Raw genomic sequence first — 20,063 nt, 5'->3', positions numbered from 1 at the left:
CGTCCTGTCACACTCGCGGGCCGGGCCGGGTCGACACAGTGAAGACGCAAGACCCCGGCCGGAGCGAGCCTCCGGCGGCCCCCCGATGAGGAGCATGTCAGATGTTCACCACCTACGTCGTCGTCACCATCCTGGCCGCCGCCATGGTCGGCTTCTCGGCCGGGTCGATCTTCTTCCGGGCCACGTGGGTGGTGCAGCCCCTGGCCGACTACAGCGTTCCGCGCGCGTGGTGGCCCTGGCTCGGCGCGGCCAAGGCCGCAGGGGCGATGGGCCTGCTGGTCGGGCTGTTCGTGCCGGTCATCGGGGTCATGGCGGGGATCGGCCTCGTGCTGTACTTCACGGGAGCGGTCATGACCGTGGTACGGGCGCGGTCGTTCTCGCACGTGGCGTTCCCGCTGATGTACGTGGCGCCGGTGGTGGCCTCCCTGGCGCTGGCGTACGCCGGCTGAGCACCGCGGTCCGGAACGGCGCGGCGGCCCCGGACGGCCCGGCCGTTCCGGGGCCGGTCAGCGCGTGGCGGGTTCGGTGTGCTTGACGATCGCCGTGATGACCGTGTCCCACACCTGGGCGGGCGGCATCTGGTGGCCCATGCCGGGCAGCGGGATCAGCGAGGCGCCGGGGATCTCGCGGGCCAGCGCCTCGGCGTGGCCGTACGGGAAGAGCGGGTCGTCGGTGCCGTGCATGACCAGGGTGGGCGCGGTGATCTCGCCGAGGCGGGGGCGGATCGGCTCGCCGCCCTCGATCGTCCAGTGGTTCGACGCCGCGGCCGGGACGGGGCTGCGGTCGAACGCGCGCCCGGCGACGCGCCGTATCCAGTCCTCGTCGACCGGGATGGTGCCGGAGAAGGCGTGTTCGGCGGCGAGGAAGTAGGCGATGACGGCTTCACGGTCGGACCAGTCGGGGCCGGGGGCCGGCTCCTCGAACATGGCGGCCAGCGCCGCGCTCATGGGCGGCAGGTCGGGACGGTCGGGACCGCCGGGCCCGCCGGGGCTGGTGGACATCAAGGTGAGGGACAGCACCCGTCCGGGGTGCTCGACGCCGAGCCGCTGCGCGATGCCGCCGCCCATCGAGATCCCCACGATGTGCGCCGCGGCCAGGCCGTACGCGTCGAGCACGCCGAGCGCGTCGGTGATGAGGTCGGCCTGCGTGTACGGCGGCGCCCCGACGGGGAACGTCGTGGAGCGGCCGGTGTCGCGGGTGTCGTAGCGGATCACGTATCGGCCGGCTGCGGCGAGGCGGGCGGTGAAGTCGTCGTCCCACCAGTCCATGGACGCCTCCGCGCCGGAGATGAGCAGGATCGGGGGACCGGCCGGGTCGCCGAAGGCCTGGACGGCCAGGTCGACGCCGTTGACGTGCACCGTTCTCTCCGGTGTGGCCTGAGATGGCCGGCTGTCGGGCATGGTGGGCCTCCTGCGTCGGGCGAATCCATCACCATCACGCTACTTCGAAAATCGTAGTTTCTGCTACTCTTTTCGTAGTCAATTTGTGGTGAGGTTGCGATGACGGGGAAGCGGACGTACGGGCAGGCGTGCCCGATCGCCCACGCGCTCGACATGATCGGGGAGCGCTGGGCGCTGCTGGTGGTGCGCGAGCTGCGCCTCGGACCGCGTCGCTACGCCGACCTGCAGGCCGCCCTGCCGGGGATCGGCCCCAGCGTGCTCGCCCAGCGGCTGCGCGATCTGGAGGCGGTCGGCGTCCTGCGCCGGCGTACGCTGCCCCCTCCCGCGGCCAGCAGGACGTACGAACTCACCGAATGGGGCGCCGAGCTGGAGCCGGTCTTCGCGGCGCTGCGCACCTGGGGCATGCGCTCCCCGGTCGTGCCGCTGAGCGGGGAGATCAGCGCGGACACCGTCCTGCTCGGCCTGCGCGCCTTCTTCGTGCCGCAGCCGGACGCGCCGTGGACCGCGACGTACCGGATCGCGCTGGAACGCGACGTCTACCGTGTCGAGGTCCGCGACGGCGAGCTGGTCGCCGTCGCGCGCGGCGAGGTTTCCGGCCCGGCGGACGTCCGCCTGGACAGCGACCATCTCACGCTGCAGTCGGTTCTGAGCCACGAGCGCCCGCTGGCCGCGGCGATCGAGGACGGCGGGCTCACGGTGACGGGCGACCTCGAGGCGGTCAGACGACTGATCGGCGCGGTCCCGCCACGCTGAAGCCGACCGCTGAAACCATCCCCCGAGTGCCCCGTCCGCGGCGCCTCCGGCCATGCCGGCCGCTCCGGCCACTCAGGCCGGCCGTCCTCATGGCCTCGGCGGGAGGGGGAAGCGGAGGGCGGCGGCCGCGGTGTGGTTCTTGAGCCGGGTGTCGGCGGTGACGTGCTCGACGGAGCCGCCTTCGTCGATGACCGTTTCGGCCAGATCTTCGAGGACGTCGGGAGACCGCCGCGTGGGACCGCCGCAGAGCGGACAGGTCTCGCCGGAGCGGGCCAGCCAGCCGGATTTCTCGCAGACCACCCCTGGCACCTCGGCGCCGTCCTGAACGAGCAGGTAGTCGACCGCGGCGACGGTGCCGCCCCACAGGCAGTCGTCGATCGTGATCGCGGCGTTGCCGCCCGTGGCGGCCCTCTCGAACACCTCCTGCACCCGGCGGATCTCGTCCTCACGCTCGTAGTCGGCGAGGATGCGCTCGGCGTTCTCGCGGATGTCCTCGACCGTCGCCTTGCTCACGTCGACGGTGAAGACCGCCGCGACCTTCGAGCGCAGGTGATGCGGCAGGAAGTCCAGGAAGACGGTGACGTCGTCGCTCTGGCCGCCGACGATCAGCAGGTCGTAGCTCTCGGTGCGGAACAGTTCGTCCAGCAGGTTCACGGTCTGGCGGTAGTGGCGTTTGGCGAGGTCGTCGGCCTTGTTGCGGACCCGGTACTCGGCGTAGCCGGCCCAGCCGGCGTAGTCCGGCTTGCGCAGCACGCGCCCGCGCACCTTGCCGATCTCGTGGATCTCCTCCTGGTACAGCTCCCACGCGCGGGCGGCCTCCCTGTCGATGATCAGGACGCAGCAGCGGTGGTACTCGTCGAGGACCGCGAGCATGGGACGCACGTACGGGGTCTGGTCCACCACGACCCTGTCACGCACCTTGCGCGGCAGGTGCACGGTCTCGAGCAGTCCCGCGTCGCTGCAGGCGAACACCGCGACGGAGCCGGTCGTGCCCTGCCCGAGCGCTGAGATGTCCATGATGCGCTCCATGTCCTGCCGGAGCGAGAGGCGAGCCCGCCGATCGAGCGCCTGGTCGTCGGCGAGCGGGCGGACCTGGGCGATGAGGCTGTTCAACCGGGTACGGACGATGTCGGAGCCGTCAAGGCCCACGGTCACGTACAGCGAGAGAACCGGCAGGCCGCCGCTGTCGAAGCGGATGAGACGGTCGACGGTGTCCTTGGTGATCATGCGATGTCCTCGTCATGGCGTTCGGATGCTGGAATCTCATTGCGCGGTCGCGGACGGCCCGCCGCGGATCAGGTCGTCCTCCGCCGACTCGATCACCTGCTGCAGGCGCAGGCCGTGCCGGACGTCCGTGGGAGGCGGCGTGCCGCGCTCGACGCACGCGGCGAAGCTTCCGTACATGGCCTCGTACGCCTCGCCGTCCGTCGCGGCCACGCCGTCGACGGAGGCGGTGCCGCCGGGCCCGTAGATCTCGATGTCGGCGCGCGGCCGGTCGACCGCTGCCTTGCCGTACAGGGAGGCCTGGCTGAACCGACCGCCCTGGTGCTCCATCTGAACGCCGAGCCAGCCGGACGGGTCGCCCTGCGCGCGCACGCCGACCACCTTCCCCAGCGCGGCGTCGAGCAGATCGACGAGGTCAGGGCCGAGTTCGCGCAGGACGCTGCGTCCGAGCCGCCACGGGCTCGCCGGCGACCCCCCGGCCTGCGTCCTCGAGACGGCACGGCCGCTGCCGCCCACCGGCCGGGTCCGCCCGGCCGCCGCCAGGAAGCGCTGGATCGCGGGCGCGTGGCGCCAGGGCAGCGCGAGCTGCGAGACGACCCCGGCCCGATCGACCGCCATGACCAGGTCCTCCGCGCCGGCGATGTCCGCTGCGACCGGCTTCTCCAGGAGCAGCGCCTTGCCCGCCTCCGCGGCGTGGGCGGCGAACTCGACCTGGACGGCGGGCGGCACCGCGAGGGCGACGGCGTCGCAGCTGTCCAGCAGGTCGTGGAAGCTGTCGAACGCCCGCACCCGGTGCCGGTCGGCCAGTTCGATCCGGGGGAGCGGGGACGGCGACCAGACCCCGGCGAACTCCACCCCTGCGCACGCGGCGAGCGCGGGCGCGTGCACTTCCGCAGCGCGCTGGCCTGCCCCGACCAGGCCTATCCGTTTGCGCATGGAAGCCAATCTAGGTTCCGTCGAGTAACAGGCATGGCGAAGCCGGACAACGTACCCCACAAGATGTGGCCGAGGCGCGAAGCTGATCCAGAGCCGGACTGATTCCGCTGATGACTCAACCGTGAACCGTCCCCGATGGGTTGTAGCTGATGTGAGAGGCTTTCAGGAGTTCGTGGCCGCCCGCGGCCCGTCGTTGTCGCGGACCGCCTTTCTGCTCACCGGCGACCATCACGCCGCGGCCGACCTGCTCCAGGACACCCTGGTGAAGGCGGCGGCCCGCTGGCGCAGGATCGCCGAGAGCGGCAATCCCGAGGCCTACATCCGCACGATCATGCTGAACCAGCTCAGGAGCTGGCGGCGACCGCGCAGGCTCGCCTTCTTCTCCACCTCCGAGGTGCCGGAGACCGTCCAGCCCGACCCGTCGGGCGGCACCGACAGCAAGGTCATGCTGGCGCGCGCGCTGGCCAGGCTGGGAGCGAAGCAACGTGCGGTTCTCTACCTGCGCTTCTACGAGGACCTGTCGGAGGCGGAGATCGCCAGGCAGCTCGGCTGCTCCGTGGGCACGGTCAAGCGCCACACCCACGACGCGCTCAAGCGGCTGCGGCAACTCGCGCCCGAACTGCTGGAGGTCGGACATGAGTGACGAGGCCTTGCGGGCCGCCTACCGCACGCTGGAGCAGGAGGCGGGTGACTACGCCGACTCGGCCAGGGCCCTGGCCGTCATGAGGCGGCGGCGGGCGGCCGTCGCGGTGGCGGCGGTGGCGGCGGTCCTCGCCGTCGTGGGCGGCCTGTGGTTCGTCCGGCCGGCCTCCCCGGAGGTGTCCGTGGCCGCGCAGCCGTCCGGCGTGGGGCGGAGCATCCACACCGCGTGCATGTACGGGTGCCCGACGTACCTGACGCTCACTGACGGACGGCAGGTCCTGCTGGGCGAGCAGACCGCGCCACCGCCGGGCAACCTCACCCTGTCGCCCGACGGCCGCTGGCTGGGCATGCCCACCCCGAGCGGCTTCCAGCTCAAGGACCTGAGCGGAAGCACGGTCTACCACGGCCCTCAGGCGGGTCAGGGGGAAGCCGTCACCCCGTGGGCGTGGTCGGCCGACTCCCGCACGCTCCTGCTGGCCGGCCACGCCAGCGGCAAGGTCGGCGCCTACTTCCTGTTCGACCTGACCACCGGCCGGGTCACCCGGCCCGAGGTGCCCAGCGGCTTCGAGCCCGTCGGGCTGGCACGGGGCGAGCTGGTGCTCTTCGCCGAGAGCCAGTACGGCAAGCGCGCCACGCGCGTGGAGCTCACGGTGGGCGGCCGGCCGGTCACGCTGGACGCCGGCGACGCCGAGCTGGTCACCGAGGACGGCGGGCCCACGATCGAGGTGTACGGGGACCGGATCTACGCCCTCGCGTTCCCGTCCAACACGATGATCGAGTTCGGGCTGGACGGCAAGGAGCTGACGCGGTACCGGCTCGCCGGCCAACCGCTCGGCCCGAGCGAGGACGGCTACGTCGTCTCCACCGCCGGCAAGGTGTCGGCTGGCGGAAAGGAGCTCTTCGAGCTGCCGCAGGACTCGCTGATCGTGGTCCCCGGCATGGCCCGGCCCTGACACCGGCGAACCGCCCCCGCCCGCCCGATCTGCTCGGCCCGCCCGGCTCGCCCGGTCCGCTCGGCTCCGGCCCGCTCGGCCTGCCCTGTGCGCGCCTGCCCGGCCCACTCGGCCCGCCCGGCTCGCCCGGTCCGCTCGGTCCGCCTGGACTCCCCGCAGGTCCGGGGCCGCCGTAGCCGTTCCGGTCGAGATCGCCCGCCATGTGGTGATCTTTCTGACCCGGATGTACGTGACTATGGTGATCTGGATTTGTTGGAGGGGAAAGGCGAGCACATGGCGACGGGCGGGTCCGAGGAGTCTCTGGGAAGCCAGTACGTCCTGCTGGACGAGATCGGCGCCGGCGGGATGGGGACGGTCTGGCGGGCGCGCAGCCGCGACACCGGGCAGATCGTGGCGGTCAAGCTGCTGCGCGACGGTCACGCCGCCGACCAGGACCTGGTCCTGCGCTTCGTCCAGGAGCGCAACGTGATGCGGGCGCTGCGCCACCCCCACATCGTCCCGGTGCGCGACTTCGTCATCGAGGGTGAACGGCTGGCGCTCGTCATGGACCTCGTCGAGGGCGGGGACCTGCGCTCCACGCTCCAGCGGTCGGGCACGCTGCCCCAGTCGGCGGCGGCCGAGCTGATGGCGCAGGTCGCCGACGCGCTGGCGGCCGCCCACGCCCTCGACGTCGTGCACCGTGACGTCAAGCCGGGGAACGTGCTGATCGACGGCGCCGGCGGGCAGGCGCGGCTGACGGACTTCGGCGTGGCGCGCATCGTCCACGGCCCCGGGCTGACCCAGACGACGTCGGTCATCGGCACGCCCACCTACCTCGCGCCGGAGGTGGCCGACGGCGGCGTCCCCACGCCCGCGGTGGACGTCTACGCCGTCGGGCTGATCCTCTACGAGCTGGTCGCCGGACGCCCGCCGTTCGTCGGCGAGCATCCGATGGCGCTGCTCAGGCAGCACGCGAGCGCGACCCCCCGGCGGCTGCCGGGGATGTCGGACGCCGTGTGGGCCATCGTCTCGGCCTGCGTGGCGAAGGACCCCGCCGTACGGCCGCCGGCGGCGGAGGTGGCCAGGGCGCTGCGGTCGGCGGTGCCCGCCCTGGCGGGACTGCCCGCCCTGCCCGCCGTCGCCAGGCAGGAGCCGCCGTCCGTCACCTCCGAACCCCTCCCCGCCCCGAGCCTCCACCCCGGAATGCCGGCGACACCGGAAGCGCCGGGCGCTCCGAGAGCGTCGGGCGCCCCGGTTCCGGGTGGCTTGCCGGGTTCGGGGGGTGCGGGGTCGCGGCCCGGTGCCGTCGAGGACGGGACTCTGGCCTCGGCCCGGCGCAGGCCGCCCCGGCGGCGGCTGGCGGTGGTCGCGGCCGTCGCCGCTGCCCTGGTGGTGAGCGGGACGGCGCTCACCTTCGTGGCGCCGTGGCGATCGCCGGGCGCGACGGCGGCGGCCCAGGCCGGGGACACCGCGAAGAAGCCGGTCGTCACCCCCGAGGTGGCGGACCCGGTCACCACCCCGCCCTCGCCGGGAGTGACCCCGCCGGTGGCGAAGCCGGGGAAGTCGCAGCAGGAGCAGGAACAGGACGAACAGCACGACCGGCAGCCGCGTGAGCGTACCGAGCAGACGGCGGAACGCGAGCAGCGGGTGACCGCGGAGAAGAAGCAGCCCGCCAAGGAGCCGGAGCCGGATCCCGAGCCTGAGCCGGATCCCAAGCCGGATCCCAAGGACACGACGCTCGTGAGCGGTGACCCGGGGGACGGCCCGTCGGCTCCGCCGAAGCAGTACGACTGGCGGTGCCGCCCCTGGATCTCGGCCGGGCCGGGCACGAACGTGGAGATGTCACCGTGCATCGCCGTGGCGGGCGACAGCATTCGGCTCAAGGGCCGGATCCGGGGTTCCGCCTCGGTCGTCTCCGACATCCACGTCCAGCTGTACGACAGCGTCGCCGAGCGCGTCGTCTCGCGGCATTTCGTCTGCCCGAGCCGTTCCGTGCCCGCGGGCGGCGGCGTCGTGGCATGCGTCACGACCATGAGTGGAGTGCCGCGGACCGGGGCCACGATCAACGTCCGGGAGCGGTGGCGGCCCGCCGGAACAGGTGTCTGGAGCGGCGGCCGCGAGAGTCCCGAGATCACCTGGTAGCCGCCTGGGCGGGCTGCCGTGCCTCGCGCAGTTCGGCCTGATGCTCGGCGGCGCGGCTGGTCAGGTAGAGGGCCGGCAGCGAGGCCGGTTCGGGCGGCCGTCACCGGGTGAAGCCAGGCGAAATCTCCCATCAGTTCTTCGGTGAAACAATGGAAGGGCAGGTCAGCGGCACCACGGGAGGACCACGTGCGCGAGATCGAGATGGCGGTGACGGCCGACGACGGGGTGGCCATCTCAGGCACGCTGGCCGTCCCTGATGGCGACGGGCCGCATCCCGCCATGGTGCTCACCTGGCCCATGGGGCTGGACAGGGAGGCCGACAGGGGCGGCAACCGGCTCGGCCTCGGCCGGCCCATGGCCGAGGCGCTGGCCGCGAAAGGGGTCATCTCCTACCGGTTCGACCCGCGCGGCACCGGCCGGACCCCGGGCGGCGGGCGTACGGTCCCGCTCGCCCGCTACCGCCAGGACGCCGCCACGGTCCTGCGGGCGGTGGCGGACCTGCCGGGGGTGAGCACGGTGGGCGCGATCGGCTACAGCGAGGGCGCGCAGCAGGCCGCCTGGCTGGCGGCCCACGCGGGGGCCGCTTCCGCCGTCCTGCTCGGCTGCACCGCCCAGACAGGGGAGGAGGTCTACCTGTGGGGCGCGGCGCGCTGGGGCAAGGACGACCTGCCGCGGTCGATCAGGCTGGCCCTGCGGCTGTTCGGCCGTACGCCGGAGGACCAGGCGCGGCGGCTGTTCGCCAGGGTCAAGTCAGGCGCGCCGCGGATCTACGGCGTCCCCGTGTCGCGGGCCTTCCGCGAGTGGCTCGTCCACGACCCGAAGAAGGATCTCGCGGCGATCCACGTGCCGGTGCTGGCGATCATCGGGGACAAGGACCTCCACGTCGACGTGGACGACCTCGACGTGATCGACGACCTGGTCCCGGGGCCGGTGGAGACGCGCCGCTTCCCCGACCTCACGCATCTCCTGCGCCGCGATCCCGGCCCGGCCTCCCGCAGCACCTACCGCGAGCAGTACACCCGCCCGGTGGATCCGGAGCTGCTGGAGGAGGTGGCGGCCTTCGTCAGCTCAGCGGGTCGCGCAGGCGGCGCGGGCGACGCTCGCCGGTGTCCATGATCTCGTCGGCTTGAAGGCGGCCTCGGCCGGCGGTGACCTGGCGCCCCGGATCCCCTGAACGCGGCGGCACCGGGGACTCCGGTGCCGCCGCCGTACCCGGTCAGGTGGTGGTCAGTGCCACTGTCGGCGACAGGCGGGCCGCGCGCATGGCCGGGTAGAGCCCCGCGACGGTGCCGATGACGAGCGTGGCGGCCACCGCGCCGCCGATCGCCCACGGGGGCACGACCGGCGGCCAGTCCCGCGACATCGCGTACCCGACCGTCGCCAGCGCCCCCAGGACCGCGCCCGCCACCCCGCCGAGCGCCGACAGCAGCAGCGACTCCGACAGGAACTGGACGCGGATCTGCCCTCTCGTCGCTCCCAGCGAGCGGCGCAGGCCGATCTCGCGGCGGCGTTCGAGGACGGAGATGACCATGGTGTTGGCCACGCCGACCCCGCCCACCAGCAGCGCGACCGCGCCGAGGCCGAGCAGCAGGCTGGTGAAGGCGCCCGCGGCGGCGGCCCTGGCGGCCAGCGCGTCGGACGGGCGGCTGACGTCGACCTCGTTGGGGTTCTCCGGGTTGACCGTGCGCGGCAGCACGTCCCGCACGGCCTCGACCGCCTCCTCCGCCGACCGTTCGTAGATCGTCGTCGGGTGCCCGTCGAAGCCGAGATGTTCCTCGGCGACGGGGAAGCCGACGAGCGCCGACCGTTCGATCTCGGGGGCGAGCGGCGTGGGGCGGAGGATCCCGATCACCGTGAACCAGCGCCCGCCCATCCACACCCGCACGCCGGTGCGGGTGATGCCCAGCCGTTCGGCGGCCTTGGCGCCGAGGATGACGGCGGGCTGGCGGGAGGTGGCGTCGTTCAGCCAGGTGCCCTTCGCCACCGTGCCCTCCAACGTCTCCAGCAGGGACGTGGTCGCCGCCTGGACGCTGATGCCGCCGGTCACCGCCTCGTCGATGTGGGAGGTCCGCCGTACGGTCGCCGGGGCCGACCCCGTCGCGGCGGCGGAGAAGACGGGGCCGATGCGGGAGACCATGTCGACCGCGGTGCGCGGCAGCTTGGCGGGCTCGCCGAAGACGGTGTTGCCCGCCGAGACGGTCAGCATGTTGGTGCCCAGCTTGTCGAGCTGGCGCAGCAACTGCTCCCGCGAGGACGACGAGATGCCGATGACCGCGATCATCGTGGCGATCCCGATGGCGATCCCGAGCGCCGACAGGATCACCCTGGCCGGGCGGGCCCGCAGCCCCGACGCCCCGACCCTGAGGACGTCGCGGAGGCTCAGCCTGGCCGGTCTCATGGGAGCACCAGCCCGTCCCTGACCCGCACCTGCCGGGGACACCACTCGGCGATCTCGCTGTCGTGCGTGATGATCGCGATGGTCGTCCCCGCCTCGCTGAGCTCTTTGATGATCTTCAGGACCTCGGCTCCCGCCGCCGAGTCGAGGTTGCCCGTCGGCTCGTCGGCCAGCAGCAGGGGCGGGTCGCCCACGACGGCCCTGGCCACGGCGACACGCTGCTGCTCGCCGCCCGACATCTGGTTCGGCCTGTGGCCGAGCCGGTGGCCGAGGCCCACCCGGTCCAGCGCCGCGGCCGCCCGCTCGCGCCGGACGCGCAGCGGGGTGCCGGTGTAGAGCATGCCGTCGGCCACGTTGTCCAGCGCGCTCACCCCCGGCGACAGGTGGAACTGCTGGAAGACGAAGCCGAGATGCCGGGCGCGCAGCGCGGACAGCCGGCGGTCGCTCAGCCCCAGGACGTCGTGCCCGGCGATCCGCACGCTTCCCGACGTCGGCCGGTCGAGGGTGCCGATGATCTGCAGCATCGTGGACTTGCCCGAGCCGGAAGGCCCGATGATCGCCAGCAGCTCGCCGGAGTCGACCGTCAGATCCACCCCGCGCAGCGCGTGGACGGTGCCGTTGTAGGTCTTGGTGACTCCGCGCAGCTCGATGATGCTCATTCGGCGGGCACCCCGACCTTCATCCCCTCGGCCAGTCCCGCGCCGGTGATCTCGACCATGCCGCTGCCGAACGCGCCGACCTCGACCGGCACGAGCCTGGTGCGGACGCCCTCGACGACCTCGACGCCGAACCCGCCCTCGCGCAGCGCGAGCAGCGCCTCCACCGGTACGGCCAGCACGTCCTCGCGCCGCTCGCTGACCAGCTCGACCTCGACCGGCGCCTGGTCCAGCTTGGTGCGGGGGGCCTTGTCCAGGGTGATGTCGACATCGACGGTCGTGCTCTCCTTGACCGTCTTGGCGACCGTGCCGACCGAGGTGATCCGCCCGGCCGCCTTCTCGCCGCCCGGCAGCTCGACGGTGACCTTGGCCCCCTTCCTGGCCAGGGTCTGGTCGTCGGTGTCGAGGTCCACGTGGACCACCCTGTCCAGGCCGCTGACCGCCAGCACCTGCCGGCCGGGGGCGGTCCTGCCGCCGACCTCGCCCCGGACGCCGGTCACCCTGACGGCCGACGGCAGGAACACCACCTGGGCGGCGTCCACCCGTCCCGTCTCGGGCAGGCCCCTGTCCTCCTGCCACTCGACGACGGCCTGGTAGGTGGCGTAGGTGAACTCGTCGTCCACGGTGAAGCCGTCGTAGCCGAGCGCGGCGAGGTTGCGTTCGAGCTGCTCGACGTCCGGGCCGTCGCCGACGCCGAGCTGGAGGGTGCGGTAGAGGGGGAGCTTGCCGTACATGAGGACCGTGGGGCGGCGGTCGGTCCTGAACAGGGACCGGCCCCGCCTCACGACCGCGCCCTCGTCGGGGAGCCAGGTCAGCGTGCCCGCCGCGCCCGCGGCCACCTGGCGCTCGCCCTCGTAGGTGAGGGCGCCGTCGACCGTCTTGGTGTCGATCAGGTCCTGCCTGGTGATCGGCGCCGTGGCCGGCACGGCCGCCGCCGCGGGGGCCGCCACACCGGTGCCGCCGTCGGCCAGGACGGCCACCGCCGCGCCCGCCACCGCGACCGCGAGGAGGCAGGCACCGGCGAGGGCGACCCTTCTCACGAGCCGTTCCCCCTCAGCGCGCCGGGCGCGAACTCCTTGCAGGCCTCCTGGGCGACCTTCATCGCCTGCTCGCCGCCCTCGGCCCCGGTGATCCTCACCATGCCGTCGGCGCTCGGGTCCTCCATCTTGACGCCGTTCTCGCGCATGCACTGGGCGAACTTCAGCATCTGGTCGCGCTGGGCGGGGTCCATGGCCTTGCGCTCGCCCGCCGCCTGGTCGAGGTACTGCTTGCAGGCCTTCATCGCGGCCTCGGTCTTGGCCTGCTCGCCCTTCTTGGCCTGGATGCGCACGCCTCCGCTGCCGTCGGGATCGGGCATGTCGACGCCGTTCTCGCGCATGCACTGGGCGAACTTGAGCTGGGCGGTGTTCCTGTCCATGGTGGCCGAGGCGCTCGGCCTGGCGGCGGCGGTGGCGCTCTCGCCGACGCCGGCGACCTGCGCGGTGGTGGAGGGGGTCGAGCCGCACGCGGCGGCGAGCAGGAGTGGCAGCGCGGCCACGAGGAGGTGTCTTCTCATGCCGCACACTTCACTGAAGGGAGCGCTAAAGCCGGATAAGTGGCTTACTCGCGGCTAACAGGCGGTGCTGCACGCTCGTCATCATGCGGGTGCTCATCGTGGAAGACGAGGAACAGCTGGCCGACGCCGTGGCGCGCGGGCTGCGGCTGCAGGCCATGGCCGTCGACGTGGCCTACGACGGCCAGGAGGCGCTCGAACGCGCCTCCCACACCGACTACGACGTCGTCGTCCTCGACAGGGACCTGCCCGAGGTGCACGGCGACGACGTCTGCGAGGAGCTGGCCGGCAGGAGCAGGATCCTCATGCTCACGGCGGCCGGACAGGTGCGCGACAAGGTCGAAGGGCTCACCCTCGGCGCGGACGACTACCTGGTCAAGCCGTTCGCCTTCGCCGAGCTGGTGGCCAGGATCAGGACCCTGGCCCGCCGCAGCTCGCCCGCCGCGCCGCCGGTGCTGGAGCGGGCCGGGATCAGGCTCGACCCCGCCCGCCGTACGGTGACCAGGGACGGGCGGCCCGTGTCGCTCAGCCGCAAGGAGTTCGACCTGCTGTGGGAGCTGATGCGCGCCGAAGGCGCGCTGGTGACCTCGGCGGAGCTGCGCCGCAGGGTGTGGGACGAGTACGCGGGCACCGACACCGCTGTCCTGCGCGTCACCATGACCGCGCTGCGCAGGAAGCTCGGCGGTCCCGCCCTCGTCGGGAACGTGCCGGGCAAGGGGTACCGGCTGTGAGGCTCGGGCTGCGCGCCAGGCTCACCGTCCTGTACGGCGTGCTGTTCTTCGTGGCCGGATCGCTGCTGCTCTGGTTCACCTACCTGCTGACGTCCAGCGCGTTGAGCAAGCAGTTCGTCCTGGCGTTCGCCAAGATCGGCCCGGACGTGGCGGTGCCGTCGAGGGAGCAGTTGCAGACCGCGATGAAGAGCGAGGTGGGCACGCGGGCGGCCGAGGCGCTGGACGAGATGCTGCGCTACTCGCTCATGATCATGATTCTCATCGGGATCATCGCGGTGATCCTCGCCTACCTGGTGGCCGACCGCGCGCTGCGGCCGATCGACCGGGTGACCGAGACCGCGCAGCGCCTGTCGGAGAGTACCCTGCACGAGCGCATCGGCCTGGACGGACCCGACGACGAGGTCAAGCGCCTGGCCGACACCTTCGACGCGATGCTCGACCGGCTGCACAGGGCGTTCGACGCCCAGCGCAGGTTCATCTCCAACGCCTCCCACGAGCTGCGCACGCCACTGGCGATCAACCGCACGGTCCTGGAGGTGTCGCTGGAGGAGCCGGAGGCCTCCGCCGACCTGAAGGCGCTGGCGCGCGCGTTGCTGGGCACCAACGCGCGCTACGAGCGGCTGATCGAGGGCCTGCTGCTGCTGGCCCAGTCGGAGCAGGAGCTCACCGCGCGCCGCCGGGTCGAGCTGCGCCACATCGTCCGCACCGTGCTGGAGCAGGTCGACCTGCAGCCGCGCAGGCGCCGGGTCACGATCCACCAGGACCTGTCGGACGCCGAGGTCGAGGGCGATCCGCTGTTCCTGGAGCGGTGCCTGTTCAACCTCGTGGAGAACGCGATCAAGTACAACGTGCGCGACGGCCAGGTCTGGATCAGGGTGTCGGCCGACGGGCTCGTCACGGTGGAGAACACCGGGCCCGTGGTCGCGCCGTACGACGTGGACGGCCTGTTCGAGCCGTTCCGGCGGCTGGCGGGGGAGCGCGTGCGCTCCGACAGGGGCGCCGGGCTCGGGCTGTCGATCGTGCGGGCCATCGTCGACGCGCACGGCGGCACCGTCACCGCGCTGCCCAGGCCGGACGGCGGCCTGGCCGTCACCGTGAGCCTGCCCAGGCCGGCGACGGCGAGCGTCGCGGGCCCGGGCAGGCCTGTGAGGGGGACCGGGGGTCTGCGGGAGGTCAGCAGGTGAAGTGGATCCCGGAGAAGCCGCGCCGCCACTGGGTGACCTCGGGCGCGACCGTCGCGGGATCCACGGACGGGTCGAGGCTGCGGGCCACGAACGCGGCCAGCACGGGCATGTCCTCCTCCGTCATGCCCAGCCGCGCCACCTCGGGCGTGCCAAGGCGCAGCCCGTTGACGTCGCCCTCGACCGGGGCGGCCGGCAGGCCGATGCCGCAGGCCAGCAGGTTGGCTCGGCGCATGCGGCGGGCCGCGGCCTGGCCGCCCTGGGGAGCGACGAGCGCGAACTGGTGGGAGTTGGTGCCGCCGCCGAAGACGGGCAGGCCGAGCTCCTGCAGGCTGGTCGCCAGCTGGTGGGCGGTGCTCACCATCATCTCCGCGTAGGCCTTGCCCGCCACCTTCCAGTCCAGCAGCGCGACGGCCAGCGCCGCCGTACGGCCCGCGTCGAAGTTGGCGGTGAGTCCCGGATAGGCGATCGCGTCGAGGCGTTCGGCCAGCGCGGCCGAGTCGGTGACGACCAGGCCGCCGGCCGGGCCGCCCAGGCTCTTGTAGGTGCTCATCGTCATGAGGTGCGCGCCCTGGGCCAGCGGGTTCGGCCAGACGCCGCCGGCGATCATCCCGCACACGTGGGCCGCGTCGAACAGCAGCAGAGCCCCCACCTCGTCGGCGACCTCGCGGACGGCGGACACCGGGTGGGGGAAGGGGTTGAGGCTGCCGCCGAGGGTGATCAGCCTGGGCCTGACCCGTACGGCGAGCTCGCGCAGCGCGGCGACGTCGACGGTGTAGCCGTCGGCCGCGACGGGGGCGTCGACGGTGGTCAGGCCGTACAGGCCGGCCGCGCCCGCCGCGTGGTGGGTGACGTGTCCGCCGATGGCCGGCGGCGGGGCGATGATCGTGTCGCCCGGCTTGCAGGTGGCCATGAACGCGTAGAGGTTGGCCAGCGCGCCCGAGCCCACGCGGACCTCGGCGTAGCGGGCCGAGAACACCTCGGCGGCCAGCTCGGCGGCGATGATCTCGATCTGCTCGATGGCCTCGAGGCCGGTCTCGTACTTCTCGCCCGGGTAGCCGAGCGAGGGCCTGGAGCCGAGCCCGGCCGACAGCAGCGCCTCGGCGCGCGGGTTCATGACGTTGGTCGCGGGGTTGAGGTTGACGCACTCCACGTCGTGGATCTCGTGGCTGCGGGTGGTGAGCCGCTCGATCTCGGCCAGCGTGGCCGAGGCGGGCTGCGAGGAGACGGCGGCCGCGCCGTGCTGAACGAGATCGTCGGCGGCGGCGGGAACCCAGGAGCGAGGGGCGAGCATGGGGCCAGGGTAAGCAGCACGTCGCGGCGGGCACATGGTGTGGATGAAGGGACCCGCTCCTACACTTGTCGGAATGCAGGCATGGCTCGACGCGCTCGCCGCGGCCATCGAGCGGAGCGTCACCGTCGACGACCCCGACGGCCGGCTGATCGCCTACAGCTCGCGGCACGCCGACGCCGACCCGGTGCGGGTCGCCGCGATCCTCTCCCGGCAGGTCGCGCCCGAGATCAGCCGCTGGCAGGACCTGCACGGCATCGCCGCGGCCACGGCGCCCGTCCGGGTGCCGGCCAACGAGGAGCTCGGCATGGGGGCCAGGGTCTGCGTGCCCATCAGGGACGGCGGGCGCGCGCTCGGCTACCTGTGGCTGCTCGACCCCGACCAGACGCTGGACGGCAAGGCGCTCGCGCTGGCCGAGGAGACCGCCCGCGAGCTGGCGGCCGCCTGGCACGAGGACCCCGACGCGATGGTCCGCCGCCTGCTGACCACGGGGCAGGGCTGGAACCGGACGACCCCCAGACTCATCCAGGTGTGCGTCGTGCTTCCCGGCTCCGGCCGGCCGGAACGCCATGCCATCGGCGGCTTGCGGACCGACACCCACGCCGCCTACCTGCTCCGCCAGCCCGCCGACGCCATGCCGGACGAGGACGGCGTCACCCGCGGCTACAGCGAGGCGATGGCGCCCGAGGCGGCTCCTGAGGCCTACCGTCAGGCGCTGACCGCCGCCCACCTGGCCGCCGCCGACCCCGCGCTGCCGCGCCAGGTGTCGTGGGCGGGGCTGGGGCCGTACCTGACGCTGCTCGGCGCGGCGGACGATCCGCTGGCCGGGCTGGACGGCGAGCAGGCGCACACCCTGGAGACCTACCTGGACCTCGGCGGCAACGCCCAGCGCGCCGCGGCGGCGCTGCACCTGCACCGGACGACCCTGTACTACCGGCTCGGCCGCATCGCCGAGGCGCTGGGCGCCGACCTCGACGACGGCATGACCAGGCTCCACCTGCACCTGGCGCTGAAGAAACGAAGGCTCGACTCGGGTCTTCCCGGCTGAGCCCCCTGCTCCAGCTCCCCGGCCGCGGCCGGGGAGCTGGAGCCCGTTCATTCGGCGGTGAGCCGTTCGGCCTCCTCGTGCAGCGCGGCGACCAGCAGGAGCTCGATCGCGAGCTCGGTCAGGTCGGGCGCCGCGAGGCCCTCGAGAACGTGCATGGTGGGCCTCCCTGATCAGGGGACGCCCCAGCAGTCACAGTGGTTTACCGGACGGGATACCCGGACGGGATACCCGGACGGGATACCCGGACGGTTACCTGGGCCGGTTATCTGAACCTCTCCCAGGCCGACTGGCGGGTCATGTTCAGGGACGCGCCGATGCGTTCCCAGCTCACGTCGCGGGTGCGGAGGTGGCGCACCCAGTCGTGCAGGTTGTCGTCGATCTGCACCTGGACCGCCGCGATCTTGGGAAGGTGGTCGAGGATCTGCTCGACGGACATCTCCTCCCACATGGGCAGGCGCGGCTCCGACGGCGCGCTGAGGCGCTCTGTCTCGAGGATCTCGTTGCAGAGGGCGACGCACTGGTCGCAGATGTGCACTCCCGGGCCCGCGATGAGCTTGCCGACGTCCGCGCTCTTCTTGTGGCAGAACGAGCAGCGGAGCTTGTCCTTCCAGCTGTCAGGCATGGCCTGACACTAATCCCGTCAGGCGACACCTGACAAGCCCTCCTGCACGGCTTCTCTGGTCTCCTTGACCTGGGACATGATGATGGCGTTGCGCTCCTCGCCGATCTTGCGGCAAATGGTGGTGTAGGCCTGCAGGATCTTGCGGTAGGCGGCGCGCGCCTCCTCGAGTTGGGCGCTGAGCGCGAGCACTCTGATGGGGTCGCCGTAGAGCTCGGCCTCGGCGAGCATGGCGCGCGCCTCGTTCACGATCTGCTCCGCCCGCTGACGCGTACGGCGCAGCAGTGCCGAGCACTCGTAGAGCTCGGCGAGCCGTGCGGAGGAGACGATGCGCTCGGCGGAGCGCACGGCTGGATCCTCGGTCGTCTCACGGCTGAGTTCCGTTCCCATTTCCGCCACCTCTCAGATCAAGGTTGCCTGAGTGTAGACGCGTCATTCCCGTCTTGGGATCACCCAGGTGGGCAGGGGGTAGGGCACTGTTCCCTGCAGGGATGAATCTCTACGCCGCAGGGGAATTCAGCGCCCCCGCCGAGCCGCAATTCACCCTGCTTAATCAGCAAATTTGCATCGCCGGGTGATATGTCGGTTGTCCCGAAAGTAAAGCCGTCAACACGCCGGATTGCCCGCGCGAACCCGCAGTCTCGTCACATACTGAATTCAAGGGCTAGCGGAACGTGACGGCTGAGGGGCGCGGCTGTGGCTGAACGACCGACCGGATGCGAAGAGGGCGGTGTGGACGTCAGCGTCATCATCCCCGTCCGCGACTGCCGTGACTATCTCGATCGCAGCCTGACCTCCGCACTGGTCCAGCGGGTGAAGAAGGAGATCGTCGTCGTCGACGACGGCTCCACCGACGGCAGCGCCGAACTGCTCGAGCTCTACGCCCACTACCACCGCGGCGTGGTCAGGGTCGTGCGCAAGGAGCACCCGATCGGCGCGGGCGGCCCCCGCAACACCGGGCTGGAGCACGCTCGGGGCCGCTACGTGTTCTTCTGCGACGCCGACGACTACCTCGGTCCCGAGGCGCTCGAGCGCATGGTCGCCATGGCCGACAAGAACGCCGCCGACATCGTGCTCGGCAAGATCGTCGGGCACGGCCGCCGCGCGCCGGTCTCGATGTTCCTGCACAGCACCGACCGGGTCGACCTGGGCGACAGCGCCGTCTACAACAGCCTGAGCTGCTTCAAGCTCTACCGCAGGGAGATGCTCGACCGGCACGGCATCAGGTTCGCCGAGGGGCAGCTGATCGGCGAGGACATCGTCTTCAGTGTCCACGCCTACTGCCACGCCGAGATCATCTCTGTCGTGGCCGACTACGACTGCTACCACCTGGTCGCCAGGCCCGACGGCAGCAGCATCATGCAGCAGCCGGCCAGTCGCGACCCGCTCGGCTGGCTGGCCATGATCGGCAAGCCCATCGAGCTGATGACCGCGCACATCGGGCCGGGACCGCTGCGCGACCACCTGCTCCGCCGCCACTTCAGGCTCGACATCTTCGCCCAGCTCGGCGCCCCCTTCCTGGCGGCCGACGACATGCGGCGCAAGGAGATCGCCCACGAGGTGGCCGTCCTGTGCGACCGGTGGCTGACGCCGGGCGTCACCGACCGGCTCACCACGACCGACCGCCAGCGCCTGGCGGCGCTCGACGACATCGACAGGCTCGTACGGCTGGCCGGCATCGAGGCCGCCGTCGTGTGCCGCCGCCTGACCGGGCTGCGTTGGGAGAGCGACAGGCTGGTCGTGGAGGGCGAGGCGGCGCTCGACGGCCAGCACGCCGCCGGCGGCGTCGCGCTCGTCCTGCGCTCCCGGCAGGAGCAGGGCGGCGAGCTGGTCCTGCCGGCCGACCCGGTGGGCGACAGCGGCTTCATCGCGAGCGTCGACCCCGGCGAGCTGTCGTCCGGTGTGTGGGACTTCTACGTCGCCGTCGAGTGCGAGGGCGTCATCCGCCTGGGCAGGCTGGGCGCCGACCGCGACGGCGGCATCACCAGGCCGGCTCCCCGCCTGGTGGGCAGTGCGGTGGCGCTGCCGTACTTCACCAGGACCAACGGCAACCTCAGCGTCGACGTCGGCGGGCACGTGCTCACCGTGCCGGGCAGCGCGCGGCTGACCCGCACCCGGTGGACGCTGGGGCACCGCCTCCTCCTCGACGGGGAGATCACCGTGGGCGGCGGCGGGATCCCCGAGGCGGGCGCGGTCAAGCAACTGGTCTGGAGGGAGCGCCACAGCGGCAGGGAGCGCGTCGAGCCGGTGGTGGCGCTGCCCGGCGGCGTGTTCGTGGCCAAGCCCGCGATCGGCAGGTTCGCCCCCGGCACCTGGGACGCCTACCTGGAGCTCGAGCTGGGCGGGCCGCCCGCGCGGTTCAGGATCGAGGTCGACGCCGGCACGGTGGCCGAGCCGCGCAGCTGGTGGCGGGGCCCCGTGCGCAGCAGCGTCCGGCCGTACGCGACGGCGGGCAAGGGCAGGCTGAGCACGGTCGTCCGTAAGATCACGCCTCGGGCGCTCGTGCGAAGGCTGATCCGCCGCGGGTAATTGCTAGACATGTGCAAGTGCAAAGCCTTCAC

Annotated in this window: 19 protein-coding genes and 1 pseudogene; 10 read left to right on the top strand and 10 right to left on the bottom strand. The window is 72.4% G+C overall.

All coding sequences use genetic code 11. The features are described 5' to 3' along the window. Window positions 1-101 precede the first annotated feature (101 nt). The gene (locus tag ABZX22_RS27155; RefSeq protein ID WP_354913964.1) at window positions 102-449 is read left to right on the top strand and encodes a DoxX family protein; all 348 of its coding nucleotides are present in this window, start codon (window positions 102-104) and stop codon (window positions 447-449) included. A gap of 57 nt (window positions 450-506) precedes the next feature. Here the strand turns inward: ABZX22_RS27155 and ABZX22_RS27150 are convergent, their stop codons facing one another. After that, window positions 507-1,358 carry an alpha/beta hydrolase gene (locus tag ABZX22_RS27150; protein ID WP_354913962.1) on the bottom strand — a complete coding sequence of 284 codons (852 nt, stop codon included), beginning with the start codon at window positions 1,356-1,358 and terminating at the stop codon, window positions 507-509. Between the two features lie 141 nt (window positions 1,359-1,499). Here ABZX22_RS27150 and ABZX22_RS27145 point away from each other — a divergent pair, with 141 nt between their 5' ends. Next, window positions 1,500-2,153, top strand: a complete 654-nt coding sequence (locus ABZX22_RS27145; RefSeq protein ID WP_354913960.1) for a winged helix-turn-helix transcriptional regulator — start codon at window positions 1,500-1,502, stop codon at window positions 2,151-2,153. Window positions 2,154-2,240: 87 nt separating this feature from the next. On the opposite strand, the gene ABZX22_RS27140 is transcribed toward ABZX22_RS27145, so the two are convergent. Both ABZX22_RS27140 and ABZX22_RS27135 read right to left on the bottom strand, forming a co-directional pair. Further along, window positions 2,241-3,380: a hypothetical protein gene (locus ABZX22_RS27140; protein ID WP_354913958.1), complete on the bottom strand. Its 1,140-nt coding sequence runs from the start codon at window positions 3,378-3,380 to the stop codon at window positions 2,241-2,243. A gap of 36 nt (window positions 3,381-3,416) precedes the next feature. Continuing rightward, a complete protein-coding gene (locus tag ABZX22_RS27135; protein WP_354913957.1) occupies window positions 3,417-4,313 on the bottom strand; it encodes a Gfo/Idh/MocA family oxidoreductase in 897 nt (298 codons plus the stop codon). A gap of 151 nt (window positions 4,314-4,464) precedes the next feature. Here ABZX22_RS27135 and ABZX22_RS27130 point away from each other — a divergent pair, with 151 nt between their 5' ends. The 4 genes from ABZX22_RS27130 (at window position 4,465) to ABZX22_RS27115 (ending at window position 9,145) form a co-directional block, all read left to right on the top strand. Further along, the gene (locus tag ABZX22_RS27130; RefSeq protein WP_354913955.1) at window positions 4,465-4,956 is read left to right on the top strand and encodes a SigE family RNA polymerase sigma factor; all 492 of its coding nucleotides are present in this window, start codon (window positions 4,465-4,467) and stop codon (window positions 4,954-4,956) included. After that, window positions 4,949-5,908: a hypothetical protein gene (locus ABZX22_RS27125; protein WP_354913953.1), complete on the top strand. Its 960-nt coding sequence runs from the start codon at window positions 4,949-4,951 to the stop codon at window positions 5,906-5,908. Before ABZX22_RS27130 ends, ABZX22_RS27125 begins: the two co-directional genes overlap by 8 nt. A gap of 273 nt (window positions 5,909-6,181) precedes the next feature. Next, a complete protein-coding gene (locus tag ABZX22_RS27120) occupies window positions 6,182-8,029 on the top strand; it encodes a protein kinase (protein WP_354913951.1) in 1,848 nt (615 codons plus the stop codon). A gap of 186 nt (window positions 8,030-8,215) precedes the next feature. Then, on the top strand, window positions 8,216-9,145 hold the full coding sequence (locus ABZX22_RS27115; RefSeq protein ID WP_354913949.1) for an alpha/beta fold hydrolase: 930 nt from the start codon (window positions 8,216-8,218) through the stop codon (window positions 9,143-9,145). Window positions 9,146-9,245: 100 nt separating this feature from the next. Here ABZX22_RS27115 and ABZX22_RS27110 read toward each other — a convergent pair whose 3' ends face one another. The 4 genes from ABZX22_RS27110 to ABZX22_RS27095 are packed head-to-tail and all read right to left on the bottom strand — an operon-like array spanning window position 9,246 to window position 12,635. Continuing rightward, entirely contained in the window at window positions 9,246-10,427 is a 1,182-nt protein-coding gene (locus ABZX22_RS27110; RefSeq protein WP_354913947.1) for an ABC transporter permease, read from the bottom strand. Continuing rightward, entirely contained in the window at window positions 10,424-11,083 is a 660-nt protein-coding gene (locus ABZX22_RS27105; RefSeq protein WP_354913946.1) for an ABC transporter ATP-binding protein, read from the bottom strand. Before ABZX22_RS27105 ends, ABZX22_RS27110 begins: the two co-directional genes overlap by 4 nt. After that, window positions 11,080-12,120 carry a peptidoglycan-binding protein gene (locus tag ABZX22_RS27100; protein ID WP_354913944.1) on the bottom strand — a complete coding sequence of 347 codons (1,041 nt, stop codon included), beginning with the start codon at window positions 12,118-12,120 and terminating at the stop codon, window positions 11,080-11,082. The genes ABZX22_RS27105 and ABZX22_RS27100 overlap by 4 nt, the downstream gene beginning before the upstream one ends. After that, a complete protein-coding gene (locus ABZX22_RS27095; RefSeq protein WP_354913942.1) occupies window positions 12,117-12,635 on the bottom strand; it encodes a hypothetical protein in 519 nt (172 codons plus the stop codon). The genes ABZX22_RS27100 and ABZX22_RS27095 overlap by 4 nt, the downstream gene beginning before the upstream one ends. A gap of 83 nt (window positions 12,636-12,718) precedes the next feature. Between ABZX22_RS27095 and ABZX22_RS27090 the strand changes: the two genes are divergently transcribed. Together ABZX22_RS27090 and ABZX22_RS27085 are read left to right on the top strand one after the other, a co-directional pair. After that, window positions 12,719-13,363, top strand: a complete 645-nt coding sequence (locus ABZX22_RS27090; RefSeq protein WP_354913940.1) for a response regulator transcription factor — start codon at window positions 12,719-12,721, stop codon at window positions 13,361-13,363. After that, window positions 13,360-14,547, top strand: coding sequence for a HAMP domain-containing sensor histidine kinase (locus ABZX22_RS27085; protein ID WP_354913939.1), 1,188 nt, complete (start codon window positions 13,360-13,362; stop codon window positions 14,545-14,547). Before ABZX22_RS27090 ends, ABZX22_RS27085 begins: the two co-directional genes overlap by 4 nt. On the opposite strand, the gene ABZX22_RS27080 is transcribed toward ABZX22_RS27085, so the two are convergent. Continuing rightward, window positions 14,537-15,838 (bottom strand): aminotransferase class I/II-fold pyridoxal phosphate-dependent enzyme, encoded by a 1,302-nt coding sequence (locus ABZX22_RS27080; RefSeq protein WP_354913937.1) that lies wholly within the window; start codon window positions 15,836-15,838, stop codon window positions 14,537-14,539. The genes ABZX22_RS27085 and ABZX22_RS27080 overlap by 11 nt on opposite strands. A gap of 73 nt (window positions 15,839-15,911) precedes the next feature. Here ABZX22_RS27080 and ABZX22_RS27075 point away from each other — a divergent pair, with 73 nt between their 5' ends. Then, window positions 15,912-16,883 (top strand): helix-turn-helix domain-containing protein, encoded by a 972-nt coding sequence (locus ABZX22_RS27075; RefSeq protein ID WP_354913935.1) that lies wholly within the window; start codon window positions 15,912-15,914, stop codon window positions 16,881-16,883. Window positions 16,884-17,373: 490 nt separating this feature from the next. Here ABZX22_RS27075 and ABZX22_RS27070 read toward each other — a convergent pair. Continuing rightward, a pseudogene (locus ABZX22_RS27070) lies at window positions 17,374-17,505 on the bottom strand (ClpX C4-type zinc finger protein); the annotation flags it as partial. Window positions 17,506-17,523: 18 nt separating this feature from the next. Further along, window positions 17,524-17,892, bottom strand: coding sequence for a hypothetical protein (locus tag ABZX22_RS27065; protein ID WP_354913933.1), 369 nt, complete (start codon window positions 17,890-17,892; stop codon window positions 17,524-17,526). A 342-nt stretch (window positions 17,893-18,234) separates the two neighbouring features. Between ABZX22_RS27065 and ABZX22_RS27060 the strand changes: the two genes are divergently transcribed. Beyond that, entirely contained in the window at window positions 18,235-20,031 is a 1,797-nt protein-coding gene (locus tag ABZX22_RS27060; protein WP_354913931.1) for a glycosyltransferase family 2 protein, read from the top strand. Window positions 20,032-20,063 lie beyond the last annotated feature (32 nt).

The sequence above is a fragment of the Nonomuraea sp. NPDC003804 genome, from assembly GCF_040610675.1.
GTDB lineage: Bacteria > Actinomycetota > Actinomycetes > Streptosporangiales > Streptosporangiaceae > Nonomuraea.
Note: the sequence above shows the minus strand (reverse complement) of the source record. Positions and strands in the feature narration are given on the sequence as shown.